This window comes from Sulfuriferula plumbiphila (assembly GCF_009938015.1).
GTDB lineage: Bacteria > Pseudomonadota > Gammaproteobacteria > Burkholderiales > Sulfuriferulaceae > Sulfuriferula > Sulfuriferula plumbiphila.
On record NZ_AP021884.1, the window covers coordinates 2,688,622 to 2,705,724 of the forward strand.

Sequence of the window (17,103 nt, forward strand, 5' to 3'; positions counted from 1 at the left end):
TTAAGGTATCCGTCATGGAATTTTTCAGACTCAAAAAAGACATCCCGTTCATGCGCTACGGGAAGGTGACCACCGCCATTTCCCTGCTCACCTTTATCTTCGCCGTATGGGCGCTGGCGACCAAGGGGCTGAATCTGGGCGTGGACTTCACCGGCGGCACGGTGATGGAGGTGGCTTATACCCAGCCCGCCCACCTGGACATAATCCGCACCACGCTGGAACACACCGGGCTGCCGGAAGTTTCGGTGCAGACCTTCGGCACCACCCGCGACGTGCTCATCCGCCTGCCCCTGAAAGGCAACACCACCAGCGCCAGGACCAGCGATACGGTGATGGCGGCGCTGAAGACGCAAGACCCCACGGTGGAACTGAAACGTGTCGATTTCGTCGGTCCGCAGGTCGGCAAGGAGCTGTACGACAATGGCGCACTGGCGCTGGTGGTGGTGGCGATCGGCATTCTCATCTACCTGGCGCTGCGCTTTGAATGGCGCTTCGCGCTCGCCGCGATCATCGCCAACGTGCACGACGTGGTCATCATCCTCGGCTGTTTCGCGTTCTTCCAGTGGGAGTTCACCCTCACCGTGCTGGCCGGCGTGCTGGCGGTACTCGGCTACTCGGTGAACGAGTCGGTGGTGGTATTCGACCGGATCCGCGAAAACCTGCGCAAGATGCGCAAGACGTCGATCCCCGACATCATCGACAGCGCCATCACCACTACCATGAGCCGCACCATCATCACCCACGCCATGACCCAGATGATGGTGCTGTCAATGCTGTTCCTGGGCGGCGAAGCGCTGCACAACTTCGCCCTGGCACTTACTATCGGTATCCTGTTCGGCATCTACTCGTCGGTGCTGGTGGCTTCGCCGATACTGCTCATGCTCGGCGTCAGGCGCGAACACTTCATCAAGGACAACAAGCCCAAGGAAGGCGTAGCCGCCGACGGCGCGCAGGTCTGACGTCATGGAGATGCTGCAAGAATTCATTACCTGGCTACTTGCCACCGTCCATGGCTGGGGCTATGCCGGCATCTTCATTCTGATGGCGCTGGAATCCACCGTGCTGCCGATACCGTCCGAGCTGGTGCTGATCCCGGCGGGCTATCTCGCCTATCAGGGGCACATGAGCCTGCCGCTGATCCTGATCAGCGCCACGCTCGGTTGCCTGTTTGGCGCCTCGATCAACTATGCCTTCGCGCTGTGGGTAGGGCGGCCGTTCCTGGAACGCTACGGCAAATACTTCTTCGTGCGCCCGGCGCTACTGCACAAGACCGACGTATTCTTTGAACGTCATGGCAAGATTTCCACGTTCACCGGCCGACTGATTCCGGGCATCCGCCACCTGATCTCCCTGCCCGCCGGGCTGGCGCGCATGAACAAGACCGCGTTTGCGCTCTATACCTGCCTCGGCGCAGGACTCTGGTCGAGCGTGCTCACCCTGCTCGGCTATTTCATTGGCGGCAATGAGCTGCTCATCAAGGAATACCTGCAATACCTCACCGTGGGCCTGATCATCTTCGTCATCCTGGCAATTACCGCTTACTGGCAGTGGCAGCAGCGCAACGGCAAATAAACGCGTACCCGTCACACGCCATGACCTGCCCCTGCGGCGCGCCGCAAGCTTTTGCATCCTGCTGCGGGCGCTACCTCGCGGGAGAAGCCGCGCCCACGGCGGAAGCGCTGATGCGTTCGCGCTACACGGCCTTCACGCTTCAGGATGAAGCCTACCTGCGTGCCAGCTGGCACGCTTCAACGCGCCCTGCCAGCCTGGATTTACATGACTCACCGCAACCGAAATGGCTGGGGCTGAAAGTGATTGCCCACCAAATTCAGGATGAAACCCATGCCACGGTGGAATTTGTGGCACGCCACAAACTGTACGGCCGCGCGCAGCGGCTGCATGAGGTGAGCCGCTTTGTGCGGGAAGCAGGCTGCTGGTTTTATGTGGGCGGGGAAATACGTTCGCTCTGAAAAACATTCAGTGACTTAATCATAAAAAACCGCACCAAGGTGCGGTTTTTTTGTACCCACGTGGAACCAGTGTTAGCCAGCGTGCCTGTCGTGACGATGCTCCATGCGGTCATGATGCCGGTCATGACGAACATGGCGCAGATGATGACGATGGTGATGCAGCGCGGCCCGGTCATGGGCGAGTGCGTGACGTTGCTTGGCAACGCCCGCTGCATCTCCCTCGCGTCTTTCATGGCGCAGTTCATGCCGATCCTGGTGAATGTCGCGTACATCCTGGCGCACCGCACGCTGGCCGGCATGAACAGCCTGGACATCGTGATGGATGTCGCCTTCTGCAGCATAGGCGGCGGGAAGTGCGGTGATGGCGAGCAGGGTGCCAAGTGCTATCAAAGCGGATTTGAACATTGCGGTATCTCCTGTAAGGGGGTGGTGTGATTATGTATAACCACAGTGCAGATAACGCGCTCGACCAGGCCATTGAGGACAGGATTGTGTATCAACTTGTATCAAATCGTTTCAGGCATGGCCGTCTGCGCAGTGCCCCAACACCGCTTCCAGCAAGGCCGCGCCCAGACGCTTGCTGCGCGCGGCACTCCAGCCGTGCACTGGATCCGGCAGCTTGGCGTTGTCCTTGAACGGCATTTCCAGGGTGAGAGATACACACCCAAAAGTATGGCCAACGTATTTGGATGCCAGGGTGAGCATCTCGTCGGAGAAACGATCCGGCGCATAACCGTGCTCGCGCTGGAAGTCAGGGCTCACCTGCAGCAGCCTTTCGACGAACGCATTTTGCCGCGCCACCAGACTGGCAGCATAGCCGGGGATCATTTCACAGCCATCGACGAATACATACGGGATGGTCTCATCGCCATGGATGTCGAGAAACAGATCCACGCCGCTGGCATGCATGGCTTGCCGCACATGCAGGACTTCCGGACTTTTTTCCAGGCCGGGCGCCATCCACTCGCGGTTGAGATTGGCCCCCGCCGCGTTGCTGCGCAGGTTGCCCAGCGCTGCGCCGTCCGGGTTCATGTTGGGCACGATATGCAGCGTGGCCAGTTGTGCCAGACTGCGCGCCACCGCGTCGGCAGGCTCAAGCAGGCGCTCGATCAGCCCCTCGACCAGCCATTCGGTCATGGTTTCGCCCGGGTGCTGGCGCGCGATGACCCACACCTGCTGCGCGCCGCTGCCCCAGCTGAGCTTGTCCATATCCCGGCCTAGCAAGCTGCCGCCCAGGCGCGTGACGCGCATGCCCGGCGCAGCCTGGGCAATCAGATCGAGATGGCGCTCCCACGAATATGGCTCGAAATAGGCATAGTAAACGCTGTCACACTCGGAAGTGTGGCGGATAGTAAGCACTTGCCCGTGGTATTCGGTGGGCACGCGAAACCAGTGCCGGCGGTCGTAGCTGGCAACGGCCTGGTAGCCAGGCCAGCCAGCGCTGTAAGTGCAGTCACCGGCATTGAGCAGACGCAGGATCAGTGCCTGCCCGGCGACGCCGCTCACGCGAAAGTGAAACCACTGGCGGAATTCGGCAGCGCTGTCGCGGCGGATATTGAGACGGATGTCGGCAGGGTCAGCGGCAGCTACAATTTCAATTGCACCGGCATCAAACTGGCTGGAGATGTGCATGGCAGAATGCTGGAAAAAACCTCATGATAAAAAGGCGACACCAGCGGCATCGCCTGATGCAAAGCACGCAAAATTACTTGGTCTTGCAGGTTTTGATGCCGAACGGCAGGTAAGCCGGGCACCAGCCAATCAGCCCGGTGACGAGCGGCACCACGCCGATATAGCCCCACACGCCGATCCTGGCCGTTGCCGCCAGGCCAATCAGCACGATACCAACAATGATGCGAACTGCGCGGTCAACGCCGCCGACATTACAGCTCATGGTGAACTCCTTGCAAGTGAATGGAATCCTCATTAAAGCACATGCCGGCAAGTGCGTATGTAGCCGACGTCAGCGGATCCACAGCCACCGGCGCAAGCGCCTTTCCTTGGCTCAGCCGGCGTGCGACTCGGGCGCGGCCGCCAGCATCAGCCGCTTCATCTCGCGCACCGCGGCTTCCCAGCCCACGAACAGCGCATGCGCGACAATCGCGTGGCCGATATTGAGTTCCGCCACGCCCCGGATGGCGGCGATGTCCTGCACATTGTGATAGTGCAGGCCGTGGCCGGCATTCACCTGCAGGCCAATGCGGTTGCCGTATTCCACCGCCTGGAGGATGCGCTGCAGTTCGCTGGCCTGCTCGCTGCGGCTGCGCGCATCGGCAAAACGGCCGGTATGGATTTCCACCACCGGCGCGTCGCAGGCGCGCGCGGCGTCAAGCTGGCGCGGGTCGGCGTCAATAAATAGCGATACCCGAATCCCGGCGTCGCCCAGCACGCCACAGGCACGCTTGACCTTGTCGAGCTGGCCGGCCACGTCCAGCCCGCCTTCGGTGGTGAGCTCCTCGCGCCGCTCCGGCACCAGGCAGGCGTCCTGCGGCTTGACGCGGCAGGCGATACCGAGCATCTCGTCGGTGACTGCCATTTCCAGATTCATGCGCGTGGTGAGCACGCGGCTCAGGGTATCCACATCGTGATCCTGGATGTGGCGGCGGTCTTCGCGCAGATGCAGGGTAATCGCGTCCGCGCCGGCGGATTCAGCCACCAGCGCGGCCTGCACCGGGCTCGGGTAGCGCGTGCCGCGCGCCTGCCGGATGGTAACGATGTGGTCGATGTTGACGCCGAGCTGGATCATAGCTGTTGCAAGTCCTTCAGAAGTTCGCGGGCGTGCAGGGTTTGCCCGCCCAGATGATGGTTGATGATGAGCCGCATGAGCTGCTTGCTTTGCATAAGCGTAACCGGGTCGCGGTAGTCGTCCGCCGCCATGTCGAGCAGGGTCTTGCCCGACACGCGCATGTCGGCGTGGCCATTGGCGCGCTGGGCAGGCAGCGCGCCGCGGTCAAGCACATAGACATAGTCCTGCTGCGCCAGCACGGCATGCCCGGAATCCGCCTCGAATTCGAACGGCTGTGCGTAGCCCAGTTCCGCCAGCAGGCGTTTTTCAAAGCGGCGCAGGATGGCGGCGTAGGCGCTTTGCGGCAGCGCGCTGCTGGACAAGGCCTGCAACGCGGCCTGGTAATCGGCGAACAGGTTCTCATGCGGATCTTCGCGCGCCAGCAGTTTCAGCATCAGTTCGTTGATGTAAAACCCGCACAACAGCCCCATCCCCTGCGGCAGCGCCAGCCCGCCCTGCCACTCGGCGCGGTGCAGCGTGCGCAGTTCACCCTTGCCCGCCCACGACAGCAGCAGCGGCGTGAACGCCTGCACCAGACCGCGCAATTGCGAGCGCGGCCGGCGCGCGCCGCGCGCCACCAGCGCCACGCGGCCATGTGCGTGCGTAAAGGTTTCCACAATCAGGCTGGTTTCACGGAACGGGTAGCTGTGCAACACGAAACCAGCGGTGTTGTCGACGCGGCTGCGTTCGGGTGAGAGGGTGGCGGGGCGTGCGTTCATGCTGCGCTAAATCACCAAGGGCTATGGACAGGATTAACAGGATTTACAGGAAAGTTACAAAGCGAATATGCATATAAAGAAAAGCGTACTCGTCAATTCTATGCGTTCCTTGTAACGCAGGCGTTTGTTTTGGTTGTTTCCTGTAAATCCTGAAAAATCCTGTCCATTTTATTTAGCCCCTATTCGTAACCCAGCTGCTTCAACATGCGCTCGCTGTCGGCCCAGCCGCCTTTGACCTTGACCCACAGCTCCAGATAGACCTTGCCGCCGAACAGTTTTTCCATGTCGAGGCGGGCGGCGCTGCCGATTTCCTTGAGCTTGGCGCCCTGATGGCCGATCAGGATGCCTTTCTGGTTAGGCTTGTCGACCAGGATGCCGGCAAAAATACGGCGCATTTCGCCTTCCTGCTCGAATTTTTCGATAATCACGCTGGCGCAATACGGCACCTCTTCGCCGGACAGGCGGAACACCTTTTCGCGCACGATTTCAGCAGCCAGAAAACGCTCGCTCTTGTCGGTGATGTCGTCCGCGTCAAACATCGGCGGGGCCTCGGGCAGGTGCTTGCGAATCTCCCCGAGCAGGCCCGGCACATTGTCGCCATCGCGCGCGCACAGCGGCACCACGGCGGCAAACGGGAATACTTCGCTCATCTGCGCGATAAACGGCAGCAACTGGTCTTTGTCCTTGATCAGATCCAGCTTGTTCAATACCAGAATCACCGGCATGTCGCGCGGCAGCAAGGCCACTACCTGACGGTCGCGCGCGTCGAAGTGCGTGCCATCCAGCACCAGCAGCACCACGTCGGTGGAGCGCAGGACGTCCACCACGGTCTTGTTCATGCTGCGGTTGAGCGCATTGCCGTATCTGGTCTGAAAACCGGGTGTGTCCACGAACACGAACTGCGCATCCGGCGTGGTGTGAATACCGTGGATGCGGTGGCGCGTGGTCTGCGCCTTGCGCGAGGTAATGCTGACCTTGGCACCGACAATGTGATTGGTCAGCGTGGACTTGCCCACGTTGGGGCGGCCGACGATGGCGATGTAGCCGGTACGGAAGTCTGGCGCGGCTGTATTCATTTTTTGCATCCTGTTTAACCTGAAAACCGTAGTCGACCGTTCATTTCCCTCATGAGAGCCGCATGAATACTGAGTGTTCTGCCTTCGTTCGCATTCACCTTTGGGGTGACATCGCTACGCAGTGACCACAGGACAAACCATTCCTGATAGCTTCACGCCGTGTTCTTTGCGGCTAAGCGTATTGTTAAGCGTTGCCGGATTTTTTACCTGCAACAGCTATCAGATTATAGGCGGCTTGCGCGGCAGTTTGTTCGGCGGCGCGGCGGCTGGCAGCTTCGCCCTGGGTGCGAATGTGCAGCGCCGGGATGCTGCAAGTCACCCGGAAAGTTTGCGCATGGGCATCGCCCACGGTACCGGCCAGTTCGTATGCAGGCAGCGGCAGGCGGCGACTTTGCAGGATTTCCTGGAGCAGCGTCTTGGCGTCCTTGGCCGGCAGCTCGGGATTGATGCCGGCCAGTTGCGGGGCATACAGCGCATGAATGACGCGCTCCGCTTCGGCAAAACCGCCATCGAGAAAAATTGCCCCAAACAGCGATTCCAGTCCATCGGCGAGGATGGAAGGCCGGTTGCGGCCGCCGCTTTTCACTTCGCCGTCGCCCATCTTCAGCAGCGTGCCCAGCCCCAGCGTGACGGCAATTTCAAACAGGCTTTGCTGGCGCACCAGATTGGCACGCAGGCGCGACAATGCGCCTTCCGGCAATTCGGGAAAATGGATATAGAGCAGATGTGCGACGGCGCAGTTGAGTACGCTGTCGCCGAGGAACTCCAGACGCTCGTTGTGCGGCGTGCCGGAACTGCGGTGGGTCAGCGCCTGATGCAGGTGGCGCGGCTGGCGAAATGTGTAGCCTAGCGCCTGTTCAATCGCAGTCAAATTGGATGTTTCGCGCTATTGCGCGGCCTCCGGCGCGGTCGTGGCAGCAAAGTTCATATACAGGCCCACGTTACCGAACAGCGGCTTTTCCACCCGGTACCTGGCAGACACAACCAGCTTGCCGTCCGCGCGCGCGATGTCCAGATCGTCCGCTGTTACCGCGGTGATATTGTCAATACCGGAGCGGCGCGCATAGGACAGGCGCACATCGGATGGCGTGGCATCTTTCAGTGCCGGGTCTGCGGCCATGGCGCTGAACACTTTTTTGATTGAATAATACTCGATGTAGGCAGGTACCATTTTCATGATGACGATCGCTGCGAACACGACCAGGATGCCCACAAACAGCATCCCGATCAGGGTTGCCCCCTGTTGCTTGTGCATGATGTTTTCCTTATTCAATCATATGACCGATACGTTTGAGATGATCGAAATTCCACCAGACCATGAAGGCGCGCCCGACAATGTTGCGATCCGGTACAAAGCCCCAGTAGCGGCTGTCAGTGCTGTCGTCGCGGTTATCGCCCATCATGAAGTAATAACCCTGCGGCACCTTGCAGGTGAAACCTTCGTCATTGTAATCACAATTTTCGCGGTACGGAAACTGGCTGTCCACCTGGCTCAAATCGATGCTGGGCCTGCCCGGCTGGGTAATGATGGTGTGCAGATGCTGGCCGAGCTGTTCCTTATACTGCTCGGTGGTGACATAGTTCAGTCCCCTGCCTACATAGTTATAAGTACCGTCTTTTTGCGTCGCCAGAGGTTTGCCGTTGATGGTGAGCCGCTTGTTGCGGTAGGTCACGGTATCGCCGGGCACGCCGACCACGCGCTTGATGTAGTCAAGCGATGGATCCTTGGGGTAACGGAACACCATCACATCGCCTTTTTCTGGCGCCCGCACATCGATGATTTTCTTGTTGATGATGGGCAGGCGGATACCGTAGGTATATTTGTTCACCAGGATGAAATCCCCTACCAGCAAGGTAGGCAGCATCGAACCGGACGGTATTTTGAACGGCTCCACCAGGAACGAGCGCAGCATGAATACTGCCAGAATTACCGGGAAGAAGCTCTTGGCGTACTCGGTCAATACCGGCAGCTTGGCGTCTTTTGGCCGCTTCGATTTGAAAAACAAACTGTCCAGAAGCCAGATCACCCCGGTGATGACCAGCGCGACAAACATGATGAGTGCGAAGTCCATACTGCTCCCTTATAGCTTGATTAATGACTGACTATTTATCCCCGACCTGCAGAATCGCCAAAAAAGCTTCCTGCGGAATTTCCACGTTACCCACCTGTTTCATGCGTTTCTTGCCCGCCTTCTGTTTTTCCAGCAACTTGCGCTTGCGGCTGATATCCCCCCCGTAACACTTGGCCAGCACGTTCTTGCGCAGCGCCTTGACGTTTTCGCGCGCGATGATGTGCGCGCCGATGGCAGCCTGCACCGCCACGTCAAACATCTGGCGCGGAATCAGTTCGCGCATCTTGGCAGCCAGCTCGCGACCTTTGTACTGACTGGTGGCACGGTGCACGATCAGCGACAGTGCATCAACTTTCTCGCTGTTCACCAGGATGTCGAGCTTGACCAGATCGGCGGCGCGGAATTCCTTGAAATCGTAATCCAGCGAAGCATAACCGCGCGTGGCCGACTTGAGCCGGTCGAAAAAGTCCATCACCACTTCGTTCATCGGCATGTCGTAGTTGAGCATCACCTGCCGGCCCATGTATTGCATGTTGGTCTGCGCGCCGCGTTTCTGCGTACACAACGTCATCACGTTGCCCAGGTATTCCTCCGGCACCAGGATGGTGGCGGTAATGATCGGCTCGCGGATTTCCTCGATACTGGACAAATCCGGCAGCTTGGACGGATTCTCGATCTCGATCACGCTGCCGTCTTTCAATACCACCTGATAGATTACCGTGGGTGCGGTGGTGATCAGGTCCATGTCGTACTCGCGCTCCAGGCGCTCCTGCACGATTTCCATGTGCAGCAGGCCGAGAAAACCGCAGCGGAAACCGAAGCCCAGCGCCTGCGACACTTCCGGCTCGTATTGCAGCGAGGCGTCGTTGAGCTTGAGCTTTTCCAGCGCGTCGCGCAGCGCGTCGTAATCGTGCGATTCCACCGGGTACAGTCCGGCGAACACCTGCGGCTTGATCTCCTTGAAGCCAGGCAATGGCCCGGCAGCGGGATGGGCATCCAGCGTCACCGTATCGCCCACCTTGGCGGCCTTCAGTTCCTTGATGCCGGCGATGATGAAACCCACTTCCCCGGCGGATAGCCGGGTACGCTGCCGCGCCTTGGGGGTAAATACGCCCACCTGTTCGGTGAGGTGCACCGAGCCGGTCGCCATCAGGCGGATTTTTTCCTTGGGGTGCAACACGCCGTCCACCACCCGCACCAGCATCACCACGCCGACGTAGTTGTCGAACCAGGAATCAATGATGAGGGCTTTCAAAGGTGCATCCGGGTCACCTTGCGGCGGCGGGATTTTGGCAATCACCGCTTCGAGGATGTCTTCCACCCCCAGCCCGGTCTTGGCGGAGGCGCGCACCGCGTCGTGGGCGTCGATACCGATAATGTCCTCGATTTCCTGGATCACCCGCTCCGGCTCGGCGGCAGGCAGGTCGATCTTGTTCAGCACCGGCACCACTTCCACGCCCAGTTCGGTGGCGGTATAGCAGTTGGCCACGGTCTGCGCTTCCACGCCCTGGGAGGCGTCCACCACCAGCAGCGCGCCCTCGCAGGCGGACAGCGAACGGCTCACCTCGTAGGAAAAATCGACGTGGCCGGGCGTGTCGATCAGATGCAACTGGTATACCTGGCCGTCGCGCGCCTTATACTCCAGCGCGGCGGTCTGCGCCTTGATGGTGATGCCGCGCTCGCGCTCCAGATCCATGGAGTCGAGTACCTGGGCTTCCATCTCGCGCTCGGACAAACCGCCGCAGAGCTGGATGATGCGGTCAGCCAGGGTGGATTTGCCGTGATCGATGTGGGCGATGATGGAAAAATTGCGGATGTTTTTCATCAATAAAAAAGGCACACACTGTGTGCCTGAAGGGGGTTAAGGCAGGATGGACGACCAATCGCCAACTCGCAGAATGCTCAATAGCCGCGAATTTTAACGGATTTTGCCTAAACAATCAGCAAGCGCAGCTTCATCCAGAAAATAATGGCAGATTTCCGCACCGTCCGGCGCAACAAGCACCGGTATCAGCGCGCCGTAGCGCGCCTCCAGTAGCGGATCCAGGTCAATATCCACTTCGCGCACGCTAAAGCCCAGACGCGCCTGATGGGGCACCAGCGCTGCAAGCAGATCGTGGCACAGGTGGCAGTAATGACGCAGATAGACTGTCAGTACGGTCTGGCTCATGGCATGCGCAGCGGAATATATACCGTGTCCTCACCGCGCTTGACCAGCAGCGCCACACGCTTGCTGGCGGCGGCCCCGGCCAGCAACTGGTTGAATTGGGCAACGCTTTTCACCGGTATGTTGCTCACTGCCAGAATCAGATCCCCGGGCTGGATACCGGCACGCGCTGCGGCACCCTGCGCTTCTTCCACCTTTACGCCGTGGCTTACTCCCAGCGCGTGGCGCTGGGCCTCGTCGATATCGGCAAGCACCAAACCGACCTTGTTGGGCATGCGGGATGTTTTTGCCGGCTTGCCTGAGGCTGCCGTTTTTGCATCCGGAAGCGCGCCCACGGTGACGCTGATGTTTTTGAGCGCACGATTGCGCCACACTTCCAGCATGGCCCTGCTGCCTGGCTTGGTGGCTGCGACCAGACGCGGCAAATCGAACGAGCGATCGATGGTTTTGCCATCAAACTTGAGGATCACATCGCCCACCTGTACCCCGGCCTTCTCTGCCGGACTGCCTTTTTCAACCCCCGATACCAGCGCCCCGGCGGGCTTGGGCAAGCCAAACGCATCGGCATTGCCGGCATTGACCTCCTGAATCACCACTCCCAGCCGCCCGCGACTGACTTTACCCTGGGTTTTGAGCTGGTCGGCGACCTGCATTGCCACATCAATGGGAATGGCAAATGACAAGCCCATGTAGCCGCCCGAACGCGACAGAATCTGCGAGTTGATCCCCACCACTTCGCCTTTCATGTTGAACAGCGGTCCACCGGAGTTACCCGGGTTCACCGCCGCATCGGTCTGGATGAAGGGCACGTAGTTGTCGCTGGGCAGTGCACGGCCCTTGGCACTGACGATACCTGCCGTGACCGAATTTTCGAACCCGAAGGGCGAGCCGATTGCGATCACCCATTCCCCCACCTTGAGCTGATCCGGGTTGCCGATCGTCACGCGCGGCAGATTGCTGGCGTTGATCTTGATGAGCGCGACATCGCTGCTATCATCCGCGCCGATTACCTTGGCACGGAACTCGCGCCGATCGGTGAGCTTGACCGTCACTTCGTCCGCACCGTCCACCACGTGGGCATTGGTCAGAATATAGCCGTCAGGGCTGATGATAAAGCCCGAGCCACTGCTGCGTACCGGCACTTCACTCGGAGCCTGGCGCTGTTGTGGCATGCCCCCATCAGGCATACCAGGCACCGGCGCCATGAAGCGGCGGAAGAATTCGAGCATGTCGTCTTCGGACATCGCCTGCCCTTGCCCGCCTGCACTACCCGACTTGACCAGCTGGGTGCTGGTGATGTTCACCACGGTGGGGCCGTACTTCTGCACCAGCTCAGTAAAATCGGGCAGCTCGCGCGCCCAGGCAAAGCTCGCCAGCATTAACCACAACGCCCATACCCACATCACTTTTTTCATGATCCAAGTTCCTTCAGAACGAACAGATTTTCACTCACCGCACGCAAGATCACCGGCTGAAAACGCGCATCGCGCGCGGCCCTGCGGCTGAACCACAGCAGCCACAACGTGCCCAGCGCAAAGCCTGTTGCTGCACCGGCTATCGACCAGCCATCGCGACCTGCCAGCGGCGCAAAATGGCCAGCCAGCATGGCACCCATAAAAATCAGGAGCAGCGGCAGCAAGTACACTGCGCCGGATCCGCGCAACACCGCACCGTCTGCCACACCGACCACCACTGCCTCACCCACACGGCTGCCGCGTGGATCGAGTACCCGGTAACGCTTGCTGCGCAGGGTAAATACCTGGCCAATACGGTCCGCACCACAACCGCCACCGTTGCCACCGCAGGCAGAACAGCCTGATGGTTCCATCGGCTCCACCAATGCCGCACCCGGTTCCACTTCCAGTACCCTGGCCTGGGTTTCTATCATTTGCGCTCGTTTTCCCGGGTGAGGCTATCTGCCATCTGGATTACGGTATCGGATGGCACTTCACCCAGCGCAGTGACCTGGTACGCACCCACCGGGCGCGCATACACATTCAGCAAACTCTGGCTGGACAGTCCGCGCATCGGATTGACCAGATTGGCGTAGGGTTCGATAAACAGCGACACCGTGGCTAAACCATCCGAATAGACCAACTGTATCACCGGGGTTTTTTTGCCCGGCAGCATGCGCCGCGCTTCCATTACCTTGGCAAATCCGGCAGGCAATTGTTTGACGCGCCAGTCAATCAATCCGTAGGTATCCTCACTCGCCACATGCACGGTTCTTTTGTCGGCAAAACCAGACTTGAATGCGTCGCGCTGTGGCGCGGTACCGATGCTCACCTGGGTAAACACGAACTGTCCGGAGGGCTTGCTGTTGGCGTCAAGCGGCTGCGCCTTCAACAACAGCCCGGTGGCGGCATCCGCCCACAACATATAGCCATAACGGTATTCATCCTTGGGGACCAGCATGACGCCAACGCAGTCGTGCCCGGCGATATTGGCATGCCCCAGCGGCCTCAAGGTATAATGCTCAGTGATCGCCGCAGCGGGCACCGGCAGCAGCGCCGGAAAAAACTTGTGACGCTCGCGTTTTTCCACCTTGACGCGGTCACCCTCCGGTATGTAGCAGAACACCTCGTCATTGACACTCACGAATGCGTGCGGCGGCCCGGACAATACGTCAATCTTGGTCATTTCACCGCTGCTGTCGACGCGATGCGCCACCTTGGAAACTTCGACCGTGGAACCGTGCTGGTACACGAAGGTTCCAGTGTAATTGAGCCGCTCGGCAGCGGCTGCCACCTGATTCAACCACGCAACAAGATCGTCCGGATAGGGACTCCCTGCAGCATTGGCCAACGGCATCGCCGCCAGCCACAGCCACACCAGCCACCATCTCATCGCGCAGGATCCGCCGGGACTTCAAACGAAGCGCTGGCGAGCATTGCACCTGGGGAGAAATCACGGTGCGCCGCCACATAGTCATTCATGTCATCACGCGCATGGGATGAAGGCTGACCGGGACTGGCCGCCGCCAGTTGATTGCCGGCCAAAGACGTGGCGTCATTTTGCATAAGATTGACTGCCCCCCATGCCACCAGCATCACCGCTGCCAACGAGGCGGCCGCCGGCATTCCAAAGCGCGCCATCAGGGAGCGCCGCGGTGCCAGGATAGTGGGTTCATCAGCCAGCAATAGGCTGATGCGGGTTGCCAGACCGGATTTTAGCGGGGGGATGTCGCGCAGGCAGTCGCCTATGATGTGGTAGCTCTGCCAGCGTGCGCGCCAGTCTGCGCCATGACTCAGTGTTTCCAGAATGCGCACGGTTTCCTGATGATCCAGCTCGCCGTCGGCAAGCGCGGACAGCGTAGTGTCTTCAGTAGCGCGTTCGGTTCCACGCGCAGGCACTGCAGAATTTTGCATGTCGGTGCTCCTTACCATCTTGTATCTTTGCTCGTGCCCAAAATCGGGCGTAGGCGCGCTGCGATTGCCTCACGCGCGCGGAAAATTCTGGATCGTACCGTACCAATCGGGCAACCCATGATCTCGGCGATCTCTTCGTAGCTCATCCCTTCCATCTCGCGCAGCGAAATTGCTGTACGCAAATCCTCCGGCAAATCCGCCATCGCTGCATTCACCACTTGGGCAACCTCTTTGGAGAGAAGTTCGTTCTCTGGCGTATTGAGATCACGCAAGCCGTCGGCATCTTCAAACCCCTCTGCTTCTTCGGCATCGAACTCGGTGGTGGTGGGCGCACGGCGCCCGCGCGACACCAGATAGTTTTTCGCCGTGTTGATGCCAATCCGGTATAGCCATGTATAAAACGCAGACTCACCGCGAAACGACGGCAGGGCGCGATAGGCCTTGATGAACGCCTCTTGCGAGATGTCCTCCACTTCCGCCGCATCGCGCACAAAGCGCGACAGCAGCCGCGCCAGACGCCGCTCGTATTTAATCACCAGCAAATCGAAAGCGCGCTTGTCACCGCGCTGCACCCGCTCCACCAGCAGCTGATCGACGTCGCGATCACTCATCGTGAGTCTTCATCCCTGATTCCTGTTGTATGGCCGTAGTATACCTGCGGCTTAGGCAATGCTGCACCGGCACGCCTCATGCGCGGTACAGACAGCAGGATGCGCAGCGAAGTTCCGTCGCGACGCCCGCTAATGGGTATTCAGCCGCATAGCGCTCTGCTATTCTTGCCACACCCCAATTCCCGCAGGTCATCATGGAGCGCACCGACGTACTGATCATCGGCAGTGGTCTGGCCGCACTGACTACCGCACTGCATCTGGCGCAGCAGCGCCGCGTTACCCTGCTGACCAAAAAAACCCTGCACGATTCCGCCAGCGTCTGGGCGCAGGGCGGCATCGCTGCAGTGCTCGCCGACAATGACTCGATCGGGGCGCATGTCCGCGACACGCTGGTGGCGGGAGCGGGACTGTGCAACGAACACACCGTGCGCTTCGTGGTGGAGAACGGCCATGCAGCGGTGCAGTGGCTGGTGGAAATGGGTGTGCCGTTTACCGCCGATGCGGCCAGCTCGACCGGGTTTCACCTCACCCGCGAAGGCGGCCACAGTACGCGCCGTATCATCCATGCCGCCGATGCCACCGGTCGGGCGGTACAAAAAACCCTGTGCGCACAAATCCGCGATAACCCCAATATCACCCTGCTCGAACACCACATCGCCATTGATTTGATCACCGGCGACAAACTCGGGCATGACGACCACACCTGCTATGGAGTGTACGCACTGGACAAGGTCAGCGGTCTGGTCAGGACCTTCGCCGCCGGCCATACCGTGCTGGCGACCGGCGGCGCGGGCAAGGTTTACCTGTACACCACCAATCCCGATGTCGCCACCGGCGACGGCATTGCCATGGGCTGGCGCGCGGGGTGCCGGGTGGCGAATATGGAGTTCATCCAGTTCCACCCCACCTGCCTGTATCACCCGCATGCCAAATCCTTCCTGATTACCGAGGCGGTACGCGGCGAGGGTGGGCAACTCAAGCTGCCGGACGGCACGCGCTTCATGTCCGCGCATGACCCGCGTGCCGAGCTGGCGCCGCGCGACATCGTGGCACGGGCGATCGACTTCGAAATGAAGAAACGCGGCCTCGACAGCGTCTATCTGGATATTTCGCACAAACCGGCAGAATTCATCCTCGACCACTTCCCGACCATTTACGAGCGCTGTCGCGCACTGGGCATCGACATCACGCGCGAGCCGATCCCGGTGGTGCCCGCTGCGCACTACACTTGCGGCGGGATAGTCACCGATCTGGCGGCGCGCACCGATCTCACCGGGCTTTATGCGGTGGGCGAGGTCGCCTGCACCGGACTGCATGGCGCCAATCGGCTGGCCAGCAACTCGCTGCTCGAGTGCCTGGTATTTGGCCGTGCCGCCGCTGAGGACATTCTGGCGAGAGCTGGCGCGCCGCTGTCCAGCATCCCGGAATGGGACGCAAGCCGGGTCACCGACGCCGACGAAGAAATCGTGCTCTCCCACAACTGGGACGAGCTGCGCCGTTTCATGTGGGATTATGTCGGCATCGTGCGCACCAATAAACGCCTGGCACGCGCTGCCAGCCGAATCCGCCTGCTCAATGAAGAGATCAACGAGTATTACCGCAACTTCCGCGTCAGCAATGATCTGATCGAATTACGCAATCTGGTGCTTACTGCCGATCTCATCGTGCGCTCTGCCCAGTTGCGGCGCGAATCGCGCGGGCTGCACTTCAGCCGCGACTACCCCGACATGCTGCCGGTCACCGGCAATACCGTGCTCAACCCGCGACCGGGACGGGTGTGTCCGGGGGCGTGCGATCCGGACGTTTTATAAATTCGCGTGATGATCGCGCAGCGGTTTGCGAGTCGGGCGGCAAGCTGCACAACACTATGCAACATCCGGGTCAGCACCCCACTTCAGACTGACGCGCAGGCGGCGGAAATCGTCACCTGCCAGACTGTCCGGCAACAGCGTCAATGCCACCGTGTCGCCATTCTCCAGTCGCAAACGCAATACCGTCAGCGCGGGGGTCACAAAGGCATCCAGCAAACGTGCTGTCTGCCAGGCGTCATCGCGTCGCAGGCGAAACGTGCCGTCATGGTCCAGCTCCAGCCCGGTAAAGTGCCTGCGTGATTGCTGCACCACGCTGCAAGCGAGGCTTGCCGCCAGCACCGTGATGCCCGCCACGCGCATCCACCCCGCCGGCAATGCCCACCACACAGCCAGCCCCGCCATGCCATGCATGGCAATCAGCACCGCCATCAGGCGGCGCGATGAATGCACGGCAATGCGTAAAGGCGGCAAGTTCATGGCGATGATTGTAGAATAAGCGTATTCGGATTCCCATTTCATTGCAC

The 17,103-nt window shown here is 60.1% G+C and carries 21 protein-coding genes; 5 read left to right on the forward strand and 16 right to left on the reverse strand.

The window, feature by feature from the left end; translation table 11 throughout:
• Positions 1-14: 14 nt before the first annotated feature.
• From secF to GZH91_RS13865, 4 genes are all read left to right on the forward strand, one after another.
• Positions 15-959 carry a protein translocase subunit SecF gene (gene secF / locus GZH91_RS13850; RefSeq protein WP_147072355.1) on the forward strand — a complete coding sequence of 315 codons (945 nt, stop codon included), beginning with the start codon at positions 15-17 and terminating at the stop codon, positions 957-959.
• A gap of 4 nt (positions 960-963) precedes the next feature.
• On the forward strand, positions 964-1,572 hold the full coding sequence (locus GZH91_RS13855) for a DedA family protein (protein WP_223264533.1): 609 nt from the start codon (positions 964-966) through the stop codon (positions 1,570-1,572).
• Positions 1,573-1,592: 20 nt separating this feature from the next.
• Entirely contained in the window at positions 1,593-1,970 is a 378-nt protein-coding gene (locus GZH91_RS13860) for a YchJ family protein (protein ID WP_147072357.1), read from the forward strand.
• A gap of 69 nt (positions 1,971-2,039) precedes the next feature.
• A complete protein-coding gene (locus GZH91_RS13865; RefSeq protein ID WP_161984278.1) occupies positions 2,040-2,405 on the forward strand; it encodes a hypothetical protein in 366 nt (121 codons plus the stop codon).
• An 81-nt stretch (positions 2,406-2,486) separates the two neighbouring features.
• Here GZH91_RS13865 and GZH91_RS13870 read toward each other — a convergent pair whose 3' ends face one another.
• From GZH91_RS13870 to rpoE, 15 genes are all read right to left on the reverse strand, one after another.
• Positions 2,487-3,602, reverse strand: a complete 1,116-nt coding sequence (locus tag GZH91_RS13870; protein WP_147072360.1) for a M14 family metallopeptidase — start codon at positions 3,600-3,602, stop codon at positions 2,487-2,489.
• A gap of 73 nt (positions 3,603-3,675) precedes the next feature.
• Entirely contained in the window at positions 3,676-3,864 is a 189-nt protein-coding gene (locus GZH91_RS13875; RefSeq protein ID WP_147072362.1) for a YgaP family membrane protein, read from the reverse strand.
• A 111-nt stretch (positions 3,865-3,975) separates the two neighbouring features.
• Positions 3,976-4,716 carry a pyridoxine 5'-phosphate synthase gene (gene pdxJ, locus GZH91_RS13880; protein WP_147072364.1) on the reverse strand — a complete coding sequence of 247 codons (741 nt, stop codon included), beginning with the start codon at positions 4,714-4,716 and terminating at the stop codon, positions 3,976-3,978.
• Positions 4,713-5,474, reverse strand: a complete 762-nt coding sequence (gene recO / locus GZH91_RS13885) for a DNA repair protein RecO (RefSeq protein ID WP_147072365.1) — start codon at positions 5,472-5,474, stop codon at positions 4,713-4,715. Before recO ends, pdxJ begins: the two co-directional genes overlap by 4 nt.
• 179 nt (positions 5,475-5,653) lie before the next feature.
• A complete protein-coding gene (gene era, locus GZH91_RS13890; RefSeq protein ID WP_371860362.1) occupies positions 5,654-6,559 on the reverse strand; it encodes a GTPase Era in 906 nt (301 codons plus the stop codon).
• 175 nt (positions 6,560-6,734) lie between these two features.
• Positions 6,735-7,421 (reverse strand): ribonuclease III, encoded by a 687-nt coding sequence (rnc, locus tag GZH91_RS13895; protein ID WP_147072370.1) that lies wholly within the window; start codon positions 7,419-7,421, stop codon positions 6,735-6,737.
• Between the two features lie 15 nt (positions 7,422-7,436).
• Positions 7,437-7,805, reverse strand: coding sequence for a DUF4845 domain-containing protein (locus tag GZH91_RS13900; RefSeq protein WP_147072372.1), 369 nt, complete (start codon positions 7,803-7,805; stop codon positions 7,437-7,439).
• A 10-nt stretch (positions 7,806-7,815) separates the two neighbouring features.
• Positions 7,816-8,622, reverse strand: coding sequence for a signal peptidase I (gene lepB / locus GZH91_RS13905; protein WP_147072373.1), 807 nt, complete (start codon positions 8,620-8,622; stop codon positions 7,816-7,818).
• A 31-nt stretch (positions 8,623-8,653) separates the two neighbouring features.
• The gene (lepA, locus tag GZH91_RS13910) at positions 8,654-10,450 is read right to left on the reverse strand and encodes a translation elongation factor 4 (protein ID WP_198415496.1); all 1,797 of its coding nucleotides are present in this window, start codon (positions 10,448-10,450) and stop codon (positions 8,654-8,656) included.
• Positions 10,451-10,540: 90 nt separating this feature from the next.
• A complete protein-coding gene (locus GZH91_RS13915; protein WP_147072376.1) occupies positions 10,541-10,792 on the reverse strand; it encodes a glutaredoxin family protein in 252 nt (83 codons plus the stop codon).
• Positions 10,789-12,204: a DegQ family serine endoprotease gene (locus GZH91_RS13920; RefSeq protein WP_174861839.1), complete on the reverse strand. Its 1,416-nt coding sequence runs from the start codon at positions 12,202-12,204 to the stop codon at positions 10,789-10,791. The genes GZH91_RS13915 and GZH91_RS13920 overlap by 4 nt, the downstream gene beginning before the upstream one ends.
• Positions 12,201-12,677, reverse strand: coding sequence for a SoxR reducing system RseC family protein (locus GZH91_RS13925; protein ID WP_147072379.1), 477 nt, complete (start codon positions 12,675-12,677; stop codon positions 12,201-12,203). Before GZH91_RS13925 ends, GZH91_RS13920 begins: the two co-directional genes overlap by 4 nt.
• Entirely contained in the window at positions 12,674-13,636 is a 963-nt protein-coding gene (locus tag GZH91_RS13930; RefSeq protein WP_147072381.1) for a MucB/RseB C-terminal domain-containing protein, read from the reverse strand. Before GZH91_RS13930 ends, GZH91_RS13925 begins: the two co-directional genes overlap by 4 nt.
• Positions 13,633-14,157 (reverse strand): sigma-E factor negative regulatory protein, encoded by a 525-nt coding sequence (locus tag GZH91_RS13935; RefSeq protein ID WP_161984279.1) that lies wholly within the window; start codon positions 14,155-14,157, stop codon positions 13,633-13,635. Before GZH91_RS13935 ends, GZH91_RS13930 begins: the two co-directional genes overlap by 4 nt.
• A gap of 11 nt (positions 14,158-14,168) precedes the next feature.
• Positions 14,169-14,768 (reverse strand): RNA polymerase sigma factor RpoE, encoded by a 600-nt coding sequence (rpoE, locus tag GZH91_RS13940; RefSeq protein ID WP_147072385.1) that lies wholly within the window; start codon positions 14,766-14,768, stop codon positions 14,169-14,171.
• 194 nt (positions 14,769-14,962) lie between these two features.
• Between rpoE and nadB the strand changes: the two genes are divergently transcribed.
• A complete protein-coding gene (gene nadB, locus GZH91_RS13945; protein WP_147072387.1) occupies positions 14,963-16,579 on the forward strand; it encodes an L-aspartate oxidase in 1,617 nt (538 codons plus the stop codon).
• A 54-nt stretch (positions 16,580-16,633) separates the two neighbouring features.
• Here the strand turns inward: nadB and GZH91_RS13950 are convergent, their stop codons facing one another.
• Entirely contained in the window at positions 16,634-17,098 is a 465-nt protein-coding gene (locus GZH91_RS13950; protein WP_147072389.1) for a protein YgfX, read from the reverse strand.
• Positions 17,099-17,103: the final 5 nt, after the last annotated feature.

Coding starts and splice junctions, on each gene's coding strand:
- GZH91_RS13855 (WP_223264533.1), top strand. CDS start 964: ATGGAGATGCTGCAAGAATTCATTACCTGGCTACTTGCCACCGTCCAT.
- lepB (WP_147072373.1), bottom strand. CDS start 8,622: ATGGACTTCGCACTCATCATGTTTGTCGCGCTGGTCATCACCGGGGTG.
- pdxJ (WP_147072364.1), bottom strand. CDS start 4,716: ATGATCCAGCTCGGCGTCAACATCGACCACATCGTTACCATCCGGCAG.
- secF (WP_147072355.1), top strand. CDS start 15: ATGGAATTTTTCAGACTCAAAAAAGACATCCCGTTCATGCGCTACGGG.
- GZH91_RS13935 (WP_161984279.1), bottom strand. CDS start 14,157: ATGCAAAATTCTGCAGTGCCTGCGCGTGGAACCGAACGCGCTACTGAA.
- GZH91_RS13925 (WP_147072379.1), bottom strand. CDS start 12,677: ATGATAGAAACCCAGGCCAGGGTACTGGAAGTGGAACCGGGTGCGGCA.
- GZH91_RS13930 (WP_147072381.1), bottom strand. CDS start 13,636: ATGAGATGGTGGCTGGTGTGGCTGTGGCTGGCGGCGATGCCGTTGGCC.
- GZH91_RS13920 (WP_174861839.1), bottom strand. CDS start 12,204: ATGAAAAAAGTGATGTGGGTATGGGCGTTGTGGTTAATGCTGGCGAGC.
- GZH91_RS13915 (WP_147072376.1), bottom strand. CDS start 10,792: ATGAGCCAGACCGTACTGACAGTCTATCTGCGTCATTACTGCCACCTG.
- GZH91_RS13900 (WP_147072372.1), bottom strand. CDS start 7,805: ATGCACAAGCAACAGGGGGCAACCCTGATCGGGATGCTGTTTGTGGGC.
- GZH91_RS13860 (WP_147072357.1), top strand. CDS start 1,593: ATGACCTGCCCCTGCGGCGCGCCGCAAGCTTTTGCATCCTGCTGCGGG.
- GZH91_RS13870 (WP_147072360.1), bottom strand. CDS start 3,602: ATGCACATCTCCAGCCAGTTTGATGCCGGTGCAATTGAAATTGTAGCT.
- GZH91_RS13875 (WP_147072362.1), bottom strand. CDS start 3,864: ATGAGCTGTAATGTCGGCGGCGTTGACCGCGCAGTTCGCATCATTGTT.
- recO (WP_147072365.1), bottom strand. CDS start 5,474: ATGAACGCACGCCCCGCCACCCTCTCACCCGAACGCAGCCGCGTCGAC.
- rpoE (WP_147072385.1), bottom strand. CDS start 14,768: ATGAGTGATCGCGACGTCGATCAGCTGCTGGTGGAGCGGGTGCAGCGC.
- era (WP_371860362.1), bottom strand. CDS start 6,559: ATGCAAAAAATGAATACAGCCGCGCCAGACTTCCGTACCGGCTACATC.
- nadB (WP_147072387.1), top strand. CDS start 14,963: ATGGAGCGCACCGACGTACTGATCATCGGCAGTGGTCTGGCCGCACTG.
- GZH91_RS13950 (WP_147072389.1), bottom strand. CDS start 17,098: ATGAAATGGGAATCCGAATACGCTTATTCTACAATCATCGCCATGAAC.